Here is a 13,527-nt window from a genome sequence, read left to right on the forward strand (position 1 = left end):
TGTTTTGGCGAAGAGACGAAATTTTCAGCCTGATACAGATTAACAGAATTTGCCTGGCGGCTTTAGCGCGGTGGTCCCACCTGACCCCATGCCGAACTCAGAAGTGAAACGCCGTAGCGCCGATGGTAGTGTGGGGTCTCCCCATGTGAGAGTAGGGAACTGCCAGGCATCAATTAAGAAGAACCCCGTACCGTAAGGTGCGGGGTTTTTTGCTTTGCACGTTCTGAAAAGTCGGGTGGTGGCCCAGCCTTACCCGCCCTACATGCTTTTCCTCCTTGAAACTTTCTCACCTTTCGCTTGCAGACTCGACATTAACCCCGTTTCTGGGTATCGTTAGCTGTCTGGATGTCTAAACGTTTATGCGTATGCTGTGAGGATTTAAGGTTATGCCGATTCGGGTGCAGGACGAGCTACCAGCCGTCAATTTCTTGCGTGAAGAGAATGTCTTCGTAATGACAACTTCGCGTGCTTCTGGTCAGGAAATTCGCCCGCTGAAGGTGCTGATCCTTAATCTGATGCCAAAGAAGATCGAAACGGAGAACCAGTTCCTGCGTTTGCTCTCCAACTCTCCGCTTCAGGTTGATATCCAGCTGCTGCGCATTGACGCGCGTGAGTCACGCAACACGCCTGCTGAGCATCTGAATAACTTCTACTGTAATTTTGAAGATATTCGCGATGAGAATTTCGATGGACTGATCGTCACCGGCGCCCCGCTGGGTCTGGTGGAATTTAATGACGTTGCCTACTGGCCACAGATCAGGCAGGTGCTGGAGTGGGCAAAAGATCACGTCACGTCCACCTTGTTTGTCTGTTGGGCGGTACAGGCCGCGCTGAATATCCTCTATGGCATTCCCAAGCAAACCCGCAGCGACAAACTTTCTGGCGTATACGAACACCACATTCTTCACCCGCATGCGCTGCTGACGCGTGGTTTCGATGACACTTTCCTGGCCCCGCATTCTCGCTACGCCGATTTTCCGGCACAGCTGATCCGCGATTACACCGACCTGGAAATCCTGGCCGAAACGGAAGACGGCGATGCCTACCTGTTCGCCAGTAAAGACAAACGCATCGCGTTCGTTACCGGCCATCCTGAGTACGATCCGCATACCCTCGCGTCAGAGTATTTTCGTGACGTTGAAGCGGGTCTGAATCCGGATGTCCCGTACAACTATTTCCCGAAAAATGATCCGCAAAACACGCCTCGGGCAACCTGGCGTAGCCACGGAAATTTGCTGTTTACCAACTGGCTCAACTATTACGTCTACCAGATTACGCCGTACGATCTGCGCCACATGAATCCGACGCTGGAGTAATCGTCTGCATTAAACGATCCTAAAGCGTTTCAGCTATTCAGATCAGGCACCTTCGGGTGCCTTTTTTATTTCCGAAATCCAACTCAGCATCGTGAATAACTTTAATTTCATATTAATCAAATCATTGCACGCATAACTCAATTAAAATGGAAATTGTTTTTGATTTTGGAAAAATTATAGATAGTCTTAATTCTACTGAGCGAAAACTACACAACGATCTTTCGCTCGCGTCGGGGGCGTGATTTTGGATCTTTGATGAGGAGCAGAACGATGACTCAACAGGCAACAACGGTCGATGAACTGACCTTTACCCAGCCGAATGGTGAACAAGAACAGCAAGTTTTGACGGCAGAAGCGGTAGAGTTTCTGACTGAACTGGTGACTCGCTTTACGCCACAGCGTAATAAACTGCTGGCGGCGCGCATTCATCAACAGCAGGAGATCGATAACGGCAAGTTGCCAGGGTTTATTTCGGAAACCGCTTCCATTCGTCATGGTGAATGGAAAATTCGCGGAATCCCTGAAGATTTACAGGATCGTCGCGTAGAGATCACCGGTCCGGTAGAGCGCAAAATGGTGATCAACGCCATGAATGCCAACGTCAAAGTATTTATGGCGGACTTCGAAGATTCCCTCGCGCCGGACTGGCAGAAAGTTATCGACGGGCAGATCAACCTGCGCGACGCCGTCAACGGCACCATCAGCTATACCAACGAAGCCGGTAAAATTTACCAGCTCAAACCGAATCCGGCGGTGCTGATCTGCCGCGTACGCGGTCTGCATTTGCCAGAAAAACACGTCACCTGGCGCGGAGAAGCGATTCCGGGCAGCCTGTTCGACTTTGCGCTGTACTTCTTTCACAACTATAAAAACCTGCTGGCGAAAGGCAGCGGCCCCTATTTCTATCTGCCGAAAACCCAGTCCTGGCAGGAAGCGGCGTGGTGGAGTGAAGTTTTCAGCTACGCAGAAGACCGCTTTGGCCTGCCGCGCGGCACCATTAAGGCCACGCTGCTGATTGAAACCCTGCCTGCCGTATTCCAGATGCATGAGATCCTCCATGCGCTGCGTGACCATATTGTGGGCCTGAACTGCGGCCGTTGGGATTACATCTTCAGCTACATCAAAACCCTGAAAAACCATGCCGACCGGGTATTGCCGGATCGTCAGGTTGTCACCATGGATAAACCGTTCCTCAGCGCATACTCGCGCCTGCTGATTAAGACCTGCCACAAACGCGGCGCCTTTGCGATGGGCGGTATGGCGGCGTTTATCCCGAGCAAAGACGCAGAGCGTAACAATCAGGTGCTCAACAAGGTGAAAGCCGATAAAGAGCTGGAAGCCCGTAATGGCCACGACGGGACGTGGATTGCCCATCCTGGTCTGGCCGATACGGCGATGGAAGTCTTTAACCGCGTACTCGGCGACAACAAAAACCAGCTGTTTGTCACCCGTGAAGACGATGCGCCAATCGCAGAAGAACAGTTGCTGGCGCCGTGTGCGGGCGAACGCACGGAAGAGGGGATGCGCGCCAACATTCGCGTCGCCGTGCAGTACATCGAGGCATGGATCTCAGGCAACGGCTGCGTGCCTATCTACGGCCTGATGGAAGATGCCGCCACGGCGGAAATTTCACGTACCTCCATCTGGCAGTGGATCCATCATCAAAAAACGCTCAGCAACGGCAAACCGGTAACCAAAGCCCTGTTCCGTCAGATGCTGGCCGAAGAGATGCGGGTCATCCAGGACGAACTGGGCGAGCACCGCTTCAGCAGCGGGCGTTTTGACGATGCCGCACGCCTGATGGAGCAAATCACCACCTCTGATGACTTAATCGACTTCCTGACCCTGCCGGGCTACCGCTTCCTGGCGTAATTCACCACATAACAATATGGAGCATCTGCACATGAAAACCCGTACCCAACAGATCGAAGAGTTACAAAAAGAGTGGACCCAACCGCGCTGGGAAGGCATTCGCCGTCCGTACAGCGCAGAGGAAGTGGTGAAGTTACGCGGCTCGGTTAACCCGGAATGTACGCTGGCGCAGAACGGCGCGGCGAAAATGTGGGATCTGCTGCATGGGGGGTCTAAAAAAGGCTATATCAACAGCCTCGGCGCGCTGACCGGCGGTCAGGCATTGCAGCAGGCGAAGGCCGGCATTGAGGCTATCTATCTTTCCGGCTGGCAGGTCGCGGCGGATGCTAACCTGGCCGCCAGCATGTATCCGGATCAATCTCTTTATCCGGCGAACTCGGTGCCGTCAGTGGTGGATCGGATCAACAATACCTTCCGCCGTGCGGATCAGATCCAGTGGGCCGCGGGTATCGAACCCCACGATCCGCGTTTTATCGACTATTTCCTGCCGATCGTCGCCGATGCGGAAGCCGGTTTCGGCGGCGTGCTGAACGCCTTTGAGCTGATGAAATCCATGATTGAGGCCGGTGCAGCGGCCGTTCACTTTGAAGATCAGCTGGCGTCGGTGAAGAAGTGCGGGCATATGGGCGGGAAAGTGCTGGTGCCAACCCAGGAAGCGATCCAGAAGCTGGTTGCCGCGCGTCTGGCTGCTGACGTGCTCGGCGTGCCGACGCTGGTGATTGCCCGTACCGATGCTGACGCGGCGGACCTGATCACCTCTGACTGCGACCCGTATGACAGCGAATTCATTACCGGCGAACGTACCAGCGAAGGGTTCTATCGCACACATGCCGGTATTGAACAGGCGATCAGCCGCGGCCTGGCGTATGCCCCTTACGCCGACCTGGTCTGGTGTGAAACCTCCACGCCGGATCTGGCGCTGGCGAAGCGCTTTGCCGATGCGATTCATGCGAAGTATCCGGGCAAGCTGCTGGCCTATAACTGTTCGCCGTCCTTCAACTGGCAAAAGAATCTGGACGATACGACCATCGCCAGCTTCCAGCAGCAATTGTCAGATATGGGCTACAAGTACCAGTTCATCACTCTGGCGGGTATCCACAGCATGTGGTTCAACATGTTCGACCTGGCGCACGCCTACGCGCAGGGCGAAGGCATGAAACACTATGTTGAGAAGGTACAGCAGCCAGAATTTGCGGCGGGCAAAGAAGGATATACCTTCGTTTCGCACCAGCAGGAAGTGGGAACCGGCTACTTCGATAATGTGACCACGATTATTCAGGGCGGGGCCTCCTCCGTCACGGCATTAACGGGCTCGACGGAAGAAGCACAGTTCTAATCTTTTCCCCCTCTCCCCCCTCGGGGAGAGGGTTGGGGTGAGGGGGAATATATGTCGCGTGGTCTGGAATTACTGATTGCCCAAACTATTTTGCAGGGCTTCGATGCCCAGTATGGCCGCTTTCTGGAAGTCACCTCCGGCGCGCAACAGCGTTTTGAGCACGCCGACTGGCATGCGGTTCAGCAGGCCATGAAGCAGCGTATCCACCTTTATGATCACCACGTAGGTCTGGTGGTGGAGCAACTGCGCTGTATCACCGACGGTAAAAGCCCGGATGCGGAATTTTTACTGCGCGTGAAAGAGCATTACACCCATCTGTTACCCGACTACCCGCGCTTCGAGATTGCGGAGAGCTTTTTCAACTCCGTCTATTGCCGGTTATTTGACCACCGCTCATTATCTCCTGAGCGGTTATTTATCTTCAGCTCCCAGCCGGAGCGCCGCTTCCGTACCATTCCGCGTCCGCTGGCGAAAGATTTCTTTCCCGATCGCGGCTGGGAAAAGCTCCTGCACTGCGTCTTAACGGATTTGCCGCTGCGCCTGCCGTGGGAGAATAAACCCCGGGATATCGGCTATATCCACGCATATCTCAGTGAAACCTTCGGCGAGGCGGTGCTCAGCCGCAGCCATTTGCAGGTTGCAAACGAGCTTTTCTACCGGAATAAGGCCGCCTGGCTGGTGGGCAAACTGGTTACGCCGACAGCCATCGTGCCGTTTCTGCTACCCATTCACCGTACCGACGACGGCGAACTGTTTGTCGATACCTGCCTGACTACCAGCGCTGAGGCCAGTATCGTATTTGGCTTCGCCCGTTCCTATTTCATGGTCTATGCCCCACTGCCTGCCGCCCTGGTGGAGTGGCTGCGCGAGATCCTGCCGGGCAAAACCACCGCCGAGCTGTATATGGCGATTGGCTGTCAGAAGCATGCCAAAACGGAAAGTTATCGGGAATACCTGCGTTATGTCACCACGGCTGATGAGCAGTTTATCGAAGCGCCGGGGATCCGCGGCATGGTGATGCTGGTTTTCACACTGCCGGGCTTCGACCGCGTGTTTAAGGTGATTAAGGATAAATTTGCCCCGCAGAAAGAGATGACCGCCGCTCACGTCCGCGCCTGCTATCAGCTGGTTAAAGAGCACGATCGCGTCGGGCGAATGGCGGATACCCAGGAGTTTGAAAACTTTGTGCTGGACAAGCAGCAGATCGATCCGTCGCTGATGTCGCTGCTAATGCAGGAAGCGCCGACGAAAATTACCGATCTTGGCGATAAGATTGCGATTAGCCATCTCTATATCGAACGCCGGATGGTGCCGCTAAATATCTGGCTGGAGCAATCCGAAGGCCAGGCTTTACGAGACGCCATTGAAGAGTACGGCAATGCGATTCGCCAGCTCGCCGCCGCCAATATTTTCCCCGGCGACATGCTGTTTAAAAACTTCGGCGTCACCCGTCACGGGCGGGTGGTGTTCTACGATTACGATGAAATTTGCTACATGACCGAGGTGAACTTCCGCGATATCCCGCCGCCGCGCTACCCGGAAGATGAACTATCCAGCGAGCCGTGGTACAGCGTATCGCCGGGCGATGTGTTTCCGGAGGAGTTTCGCCACTGGCTTTGTGCCGACCCGCGCATCGGGCCGCTATTCGAAGAGATGCATGCCGATCTGTTCCGCGCCAGCTACTGGCGCGGGCTGCAAATGCGGATAAAAAATGGGCACGTGGAAGATGTCTACGCTTACCGCCGCAAGCAGCGGTTTTGCATCCGCTTTTCTCCCTCTCCCTGTGGGAGAGGGCCGGGGTGAGGGCATCAGGCGGCAATGCACGTTTAACGAATCCCACCATACGCCAGCGTCACCTCTTTCGCGGCCTTAATCACCATCGCGCCCAGCTCGGTGACGCGGTCGTCGGTCATACGTGAAATCGGCCCGGAGATGGAGATAGCGGCAAACGGCTCGCGGTGCTCGTCAAAAATGCAGGACGCGAGGCAGCGCAGCCCGAGGGCATGTTCTTCGTCATCAAACGAATAGCCGCGCTTGCGGGTCAGAGCCAGATCTTCTTTCAGATGCACCGGCGACACCAGCGTGGCGTGGGTATAGGCGTGCAGTCCTTTACGGTGCAGCAGCCCCGTTACCTGCTCTTCGCTCAGCTGCGAGAGAAACGCTTTCCCTGCGCCAGAGGCGTGCATCGGCAACTTGCCGCCAATCGGCGCGGACATGCGCATCAGCTGCGTACACTGCACCTGGTCGATGATAATCGCCTGGTGATCGCTCTGATCCAGTACGGCCAGGTTTACCGTCTCGCCGGACTCCTCCATTAGCTTGCGCAGAATCGGGTGGACAATCGCCAGCAGGTTGCGGCTTTGCAGGAAGCTGCTGCCGACAATAAACGCATGCGCCCCCACCGCCCAGTGCCCCAGCTCGCCCACCTGACGCACGAAGCCCAGCTGCTGCATGGTGGTCAGCAGACGGTGCGTGGTGGAGTTCGGCAGGCCAGCCTGCTGCGCCAGCTCCGTCAGGGCCACGCTACCATGCGATTCGGCTATCCATTCCAGCAGCTTCAGGCCGCGCGTCAGGGATTGAACCTGTCCGCCTGGTTGTGCAGCGGTGGTTGCAGCAGGTTTTCTGCCGCGTTTAGCGGGAACGGTCGTAACCATGACGAACTCCTTTTTCTGTATCGTGGAAATCATTTTCGTTTTATTTGGTGGTTTTGCAACCGCTTTCCTGACTGATCGGAGGAGTGATAGTGAACATGTCTCATGTTACCGCTGTGTGACTTTTCGACCCTGCGAGATTATGCCAGTATGGAACGCAGCCTTTTGGCCTTGTTGAGCGTTGTCGGGAGCAAGTGTGAGCAGCAAAGTAGAGCAACTGCGTGCGCAGTTAAATGAACGAATTCTGGTGCTGGACGGCGGCATGGGCACCATGATCCAGGGCTATCGTCTGAGTGAAGACGATTTCCGCGGCGAGCGCTTTGCCGACTGGCCTTGTGACCTGAAAGGGAACAATGACCTGCTGGTGTTAAGCAAACCGTCTGTTATCAGGGATATCCACAACGCTTACTTCGAAGCGGGTGCGGATATTGTTGAAACCAACACCTTCAACTCGACAACCATCGCCATGGCGGATTACCAGATGGAATCCCTGTCGGCGGAGATCAACTTTGAAGCGGCGAAGCTGGCGCGCGCCTGCGCCGACGAATGGACGGCCCGTACGCCGGACAAGCCGCGCTACGTAGCCGGGGTGCTGGGCCCAACCAACCGCACCGCGTCGATTTCTCCGGACGTCAACGACCCGGCGTTTCGGAACATCACCTTTGACCAGCTGGTGGCCGCGTATCGTGAGTCCACTAAAGCGCTGGTGGAAGGCGGTTCCGATCTGATCCTGATTGAAACCGTATTCGACACCCTCAACGCCAAAGCGGCAATTTACGCGGTGAAAGAGGAGTTCGAGGCGCTGGGCGTTGACCTGCCGATCATGATTTCCGGCACCATCACCGACGCCTCGGGGCGCACACTGTCCGGCCAGACAACCGAAGCGTTTTATAACTCCCTGCGCCACGCCGAAGCGCTCTCCTTCGGCCTGAACTGCGCGCTGGGGCCGGACGAGCTGCGCCAGTACGTGCAGGAGCTTTCGCGCATCGCAGAGTGCTACGTCACCGCCCACCCGAACGCCGGTCTGCCGAACGCGTTTGGTGAGTACGATCTGGATGCCGACACCATGGCGGCGCAAATCCGCGAATGGGCCGAATCTGGTTTCCTCAACATCGTCGGCGGCTGCTGCGGCACCACGCCGGAGCATATCGCCGCCATGAGCCGCGCCGTCGCCGGGCTTGCACCGCGCAAGCTACCCGAGCTTCCGGTAGCCTGTCGTCTGTCCGGCCTGGAGCCGTTGACCATCGGCGACGACAGCCTGTTTGTGAACGTGGGTGAACGTACTAACGTTACCGGTTCTGCGAAGTTCAAGCGCCTGATCAAAGAAGAGAAGTACAGCGAAGCGCTGGACGTTGCCCGCCAGCAGGTGGAAAGCGGCGCGCAGATTATCGATATCAACATGGACGAGGGGATGCTCGACGCCGAAGCGGCAATGGTGCGTTTCCTCAATCTGATTGCCGGTGAGCCGGATATCGCCCGCGTGCCGATCATGATTGACTCTTCCAAATGGGAAGTCATCGAAAAAGGGCTGAAGTGCATTCAGGGCAAAGGCATCGTTAACTCCATCTCGATGAAAGAGGGCGTCGATACCTTTATCCACCACGCGAAGCTGGTCCGTCGCTACGGAGCCGCCGTGGTGGTGATGGCCTTCGATGAAGTGGGCCAGGCCGATACCCGCGAGCGCAAGATTGAGATTTGCCGCCGCGCGTACAAAATTTTGACCGAAGAGGTGGGCTTCCCGCCGGAAGACATCATCTTCGACCCGAACATCTTCGCCGTCGCGACCGGCATCGAAGAGCACAACAACTACGCCCAGGACTTTATCGGCGCGTGTGAAGACATTAAACGCGAGCTACCGCATGCGCTGATCTCCGGCGGCGTGTCAAACGTGTCGTTCTCGTTCCGCGGCAACGACCCGGTGCGTGAGGCGATCCACGCCGTATTCCTCTACTACGCCATCCGCAACGGGATGGACATGGGGATCGTCAACGCCGGCCAGCTGGCAATTTACGACGATCTGCCAGCCGAGCTACGCGACGCCGTAGAAGACGTGATCCTCAATCGTCGTGACGACGCCACCGAACGCATGCTGAATCTGGCGGAAAAATACCGCGGCAGTAAATCTGACGAATCAGCCAACGTTCAACAGGCCGAATGGCGCTCCTGGGATGTGAATAAGCGTCTGGAATACTCGCTGGTAAAAGGCATTACCGAGTTTATCGAGCAGGATACCGAGGAAGCGCGTCAGCAGGCCGCCCGTCCGATTGAAGTGATCGAAGGGCCGCTGATGGACGGCATGAACGTGGTCGGCGATCTGTTCGGCGAGGGCAAAATGTTCCTGCCGCAGGTGGTGAAATCCGCCCGCGTCATGAAGCAGGCGGTGGCGTATCTGGAACCCTTTATCGAAGCCAGCAAAGAGAAGGGCTCCAGTAACGGTAAAATGGTCATCGCCACCGTGAAGGGCGACGTACACGACATCGGCAAAAACATCGTTGGCGTGGTGTTGCAGTGTAATAACTACGAAATTATCGATCTTGGCGTGATGGTCCCGGCGGATAAAATCCTCAGGACCGCGCGTGAGGTGAATGCGGATCTGATTGGTCTTTCCGGGCTGATTACGCCTTCGCTTGACGAAATGGTCAACGTGGCAAAAGAGATGGAGCGCCAGGGCTTTACCATTCCGCTGCTGATTGGCGGGGCAACCACCTCGAAAGCCCACACGGCGGTGAAAATCGAGCAGAACTACAGTGGGCCGACGGTGTATGTTCAAAACGCCTCGCGCACCGTGGGCGTGGTCTCCGCGCTGCTGTCCGACACCCAGCGCGATGACTTTGTCGCCCGCACCCGCAAAGAGTATGAAACCGTCCGCGTTCAGCATGGACGTAAGAAACCGCGCACGCCGCCGGTTTCGCTTCAGGCGGCGCGCGATAACGATCTGGCGTTCGACTGGTCCAGCTATACGCCGCCGGTCGCACACCGTCTGGGCGTGCAGGACGTGACGGCCAGCATCGAAACGCTGCGTAACTACATCGACTGGACGCCGTTCTTCATGACCTGGTCGCTGGCGGGCAAATATCCGCGCATTCTTGAAGATGAGGTGGTGGGCGAAGAGGCGAAGCGCCTGTTTAAAGATGCTAACGACATGCTCGACAGGCTGAGCGCAGAGAAAGCCCTCAACCCGCGCGGCGTGGTGGGGCTGTTCCCGGCGAACCGCGTGGGCGACGATGTGGAAATCTACCGCGATGAAACCCGCACCCACGTGCTGGCCGTGAGCCACCACCTGCGCCAGCAAACCGAGAAAGTGGGCTTTGCCAACTACTGCCTGGCGGATTTCGTCGCACCGAAACTCTCCGGTAAAGCCGACTATATCGGCGCCTTTGCCGTAACCGGTGGTCTGGAAGAAGACGCGCTGGCGGATGCGTACGACGCGCAGCACGATGATTACAACAAAATCATGGTGAAAGCGATCGCCGACCGTCTGGCGGAAGCCTTCGCTGAATATCTGCATGAACGCGTACGTAAGGTGCACTGGGGCTACGCGGCGAATGAGAACCTCAGCAACGAGGAGCTGATCCGCGAAAATTACCAGGGCATTCGTCCGGCGCCGGGGTATCCGGCCTGCCCGGAACACACCGAGAAGGGCACTATCTGGAAGTTGCTGGACGTCGAAGCGCATACCGGCATGAAGCTCACCGAGTCGTTCGCCATGTGGCCGGGCGCGTCCGTTTCCGGCTGGTACTTCAGCCATCCGGACAGCAAGTACTTCGCCGTGGCACAGCTTCAGCGCGATCAGATTGAGGATTACGCTCTGCGTAAAGGCATGAGCGTGTCAGAGGTGGAACGCTGGCTGGCACCGAATTTGGGCTACGACGCAGACTAACGTCACTTTTCCTTACAACAAACAGGGCACCGCTATGGTGCCTTGTCTCTTTCTTACGTTTAAACCCTTATACTGAACCTCAGGAAAACGAATAACGATAAGGAGGAATGCCTACCGTGTTGACGTTGTTACACCTGCTCTCCGCAGTCGCACTGCTGGTATGGGGCACCCATATCGTTCGTACCGGCGTGATGCGTGTGTTTGGCGCACGTTTACGTACCGTTCTCAGCGGCAGCGTTGAGAAGAAGCCGCTCGCCTTCTGCGCGGGTATTGGCGTCACGGCGCTGGTGCAAAGCAGCAACGCCACCACCATGCTCGTCACCTCGTTCGTGGCGCAGGATCTGGTGGCGCTCGCCCCGGCGCTGGTGATTGTCCTTGGCGCCGACGTCGGTACCGCGCTGATGGCGCGTATCCTGACGTTCGATCTCTCCTGGCTGTCGCCACTGCTGATTTTTATCGGCGTCATTTTTTTCCTCGGCCGTAAGCAAAGCCGTGCCGGGCAGCTTGGCCGCGTCGGTATTGGCCTCGGGCTGATCCTGCTGGCGCTGGAGCTGATTGTGCAGGCTGTCACGCCGATCACCCAGGCCAACGGTGTGCAGGTCATCTTCGCCTCGTTAACCGGCGATATTATGCTGGATGCGCTGATCGGCGCGGTATTCGCCATCGTCAGCTACTCCAGCCTGGCAGCGGTCCTGCTGACGGCGACCTTAACCGCCGCAGGGGTAATTTCCTTCCCGGTGGCGCTGTGCCTGGTGATCGGTGCCAACCTCGGCTCTGGCCTGCTGGCGATGCTCAACAACAGCGCCGCCAACGCTGCCGCCCGCCGGGTGGCGCTGGGGAGTTTACTGTTTAAGCTGGTGGGTAGCCTGATCATTCTGCCGTTTGTGCACCCGCTGGCGAACCTGATGGATAATCTCTCTCTGCCGAAAGCGGAGCTGGTGATCTACTTCCACGTCTTCTACAACCTGGTGCGCTGTCTGGCGATGGTGCCGTTTGCCGCGCCGATGGCCCGCTTCTGCGAGCGGCTTATTCGTGATGAACCGGAGCTGGACGCGCGCCTTAAACCGAAGCATCTGGACACCTCGGTGCTGGATACTCCTGCGCTGGCAATCGCCAATGCCGCCCGCGAAACGCTGCGCATGGGCGACGCGATGGAAACCATGCTGGAAGGGCTGCAAAAGGTGATGCACGGCGAGCCTCGCGAAGAAAAAGAGCTGCGCAGGCTGGCGGACGATATCAACGTGCTGTATACCGCCATCAAGCTCTATCTGGCGCGGATCCCCCAGGACGAGCTGGCGGAAGAGGAGTCGCGCCGCTGGGCGGAAATCATCGAGATGTCGCTTAACCTGGAGCAGGCTTCGGATATTGTCGAGCGTATGGGCAGTGAAATCGCAGACAAATCCCTGGCCGCACGCCGGGCGTTTTCTGTTGAAGGGCTGAAAGAGCTGGAAGCGCTGCACGAACAGCTGGTCAGCAACCTGAAGCTGGCGATGTCGGTCTTCTTCTCCAGCGACGTGCCGAGCGCGCGCCGCCTGCGCCGCAATAAGCATCGTTTCCGCATCCTTAATCGCCGCTACTCACACGCCCACGTTGAGCGTCTGCACCAGCAGAACGTGCAGAGTATCGAGACCAGCTCCCTCCACCTGGGACTGCTGGGCGATATGAAGCGCCTGAACTCGTTGTTCTGTGCGGTGGCGTACAGCGTGATGGAGCAGCCGGATGAAGACGACGAGCGGGATGAGTATTAATCCCCAGAGGGTTTGATTGTTAACCCAAGGCCCAATGCTTTCATGACCGCCAGCGTGGTTTTGAGCGTTGGGTTCCCCTTATCACTGAATGATCGATACAGTTGTTCTCGTGACAGGCCCGTTTGCTGGGAAATGGTCGACATCCCTTTCGCTCGGGCGATGACGCCCAGCGCTTTAGCAATGTACGCTGAGTCACCCGTCTCTAATGCATCAGCCATAAACACAGCGATTTCCTCGTCATCCAGCAGTGCGTTGGCTGGATCGTAGGGTGTTAATTTATGCATGCTCATTCACTCCTGCCATTGGGATACATTGCTCAGCATTTTTGCCATAAGTATGTCTCTGGCCTGGCTGCTTTTGTCACCACCACATAACAGCACGATGATGAAATTGCCCTGGTCCTTAAAATAGATCCTGTAGCCCGGGCCAAAGTGGATCCTCAGTTCACTGATACCTTCTCCCACAGGTCTAATGTCGCCCGCTAAGCCATTTGCCAGCCTAAAGAGGCGGGAGGCGATAATCGTCTTTGCCCGCCTGTCCTTTAAATTTTGCTCCCAGCGTCGGAAGGATTCTGTCTGAACGATCTCCTTCATATTACTCCCTGTGATTTATAAACTACAAGCAATTGTCTCTGGAGAGTAAAGCTAAAAGGAGTTAGCCCAAGGATAAATAGCCTGACGCTAAATCCTGAAAGCGTCTCGCAAACTAAAAAACCCGTCTCAGT

The 13,527-nt window shown here is 56.6% G+C and carries 9 protein-coding genes and 1 rRNA gene; 7 read left to right on the top strand and 3 right to left on the bottom strand.

What is annotated here, in order from left to right; translation table 11 throughout:
- Nucleotides 1–52: 52 nt before the first annotated feature.
- The 5 genes from rrf to aceK all read left to right on the top strand — a co-directional run bounded on the left by rrf (nucleotide 53) and on the right by aceK (nucleotide 6,327).
- Nucleotides 53–168 (top strand): 5S ribosomal RNA (gene rrf / locus FZF21_RS01395).
- 218 nt (nucleotides 169–386) lie between these two features.
- Nucleotides 387–1,316, top strand: coding sequence for a homoserine O-succinyltransferase (gene metA / locus FZF21_RS01400; protein ID WP_017382604.1), 930 nt, complete (start codon nucleotides 387–389; stop codon nucleotides 1,314–1,316).
- 270 nt (nucleotides 1,317–1,586) lie between these two features.
- Entirely contained in the window at nucleotides 1,587–3,188 is a 1,602-nt protein-coding gene (gene aceB, locus FZF21_RS01405; RefSeq protein WP_023295752.1) for a malate synthase A, read from the top strand.
- A 31-nt stretch (nucleotides 3,189–3,219) separates the two neighbouring features.
- Nucleotides 3,220–4,524: an isocitrate lyase gene (gene aceA, locus FZF21_RS01410; RefSeq protein ID WP_017382606.1), complete on the top strand. Its 1,305-nt coding sequence runs from the start codon at nucleotides 3,220–3,222 to the stop codon at nucleotides 4,522–4,524.
- Between the two features lie 51 nt (nucleotides 4,525–4,575).
- Nucleotides 4,576–6,327 (top strand): bifunctional isocitrate dehydrogenase kinase/phosphatase, encoded by a 1,752-nt coding sequence (gene aceK / locus FZF21_RS01415; RefSeq protein WP_047736656.1) that lies wholly within the window; start codon nucleotides 4,576–4,578, stop codon nucleotides 6,325–6,327.
- A gap of 23 nt (nucleotides 6,328–6,350) precedes the next feature.
- Here aceK and iclR read toward each other — a convergent pair whose 3' ends face one another.
- Entirely contained in the window at nucleotides 6,351–7,178 is an 828-nt protein-coding gene (gene iclR, locus FZF21_RS01420) for a glyoxylate bypass operon transcriptional repressor IclR (RefSeq protein WP_003860353.1), read from the bottom strand.
- Nucleotides 7,179–7,371: 193 nt separating this feature from the next.
- Here iclR and metH point away from each other — a divergent pair, with 193 nt between their 5' ends.
- Nucleotides 7,372–11,055, top strand: a complete 3,684-nt coding sequence (gene metH / locus FZF21_RS01425; protein WP_149121116.1) for a methionine synthase — start codon at nucleotides 7,372–7,374, stop codon at nucleotides 11,053–11,055.
- 116 nt (nucleotides 11,056–11,171) lie between these two features.
- On the top strand, nucleotides 11,172–12,803 hold the full coding sequence (locus FZF21_RS01430) for a Na/Pi cotransporter family protein (RefSeq protein WP_003860350.1): 1,632 nt from the start codon (nucleotides 11,172–11,174) through the stop codon (nucleotides 12,801–12,803).
- Here FZF21_RS01430 and FZF21_RS01435 read toward each other — a convergent pair.
- On the bottom strand, nucleotides 12,800–13,087 hold the full coding sequence (locus tag FZF21_RS01435) for an addiction module antidote protein (protein WP_023295755.1): 288 nt from the start codon (nucleotides 13,085–13,087) through the stop codon (nucleotides 12,800–12,802). The genes FZF21_RS01430 and FZF21_RS01435 overlap by 4 nt on opposite strands.
- Before the next feature lie 6 nt (nucleotides 13,088–13,093).
- A complete protein-coding gene (locus FZF21_RS01440) occupies nucleotides 13,094–13,396 on the bottom strand; it encodes a type II toxin-antitoxin system RelE/ParE family toxin (RefSeq protein ID WP_047736653.1) in 303 nt (100 codons plus the stop codon).
- Nucleotides 13,397–13,527 lie beyond the last annotated feature (131 nt).

This window comes from Enterobacter sp. LU1, assembly GCF_008271405.2.
Lineage (GTDB): Bacteria > Pseudomonadota > Gammaproteobacteria > Enterobacterales > Enterobacteriaceae > Enterobacter > Enterobacter hormaechei_C.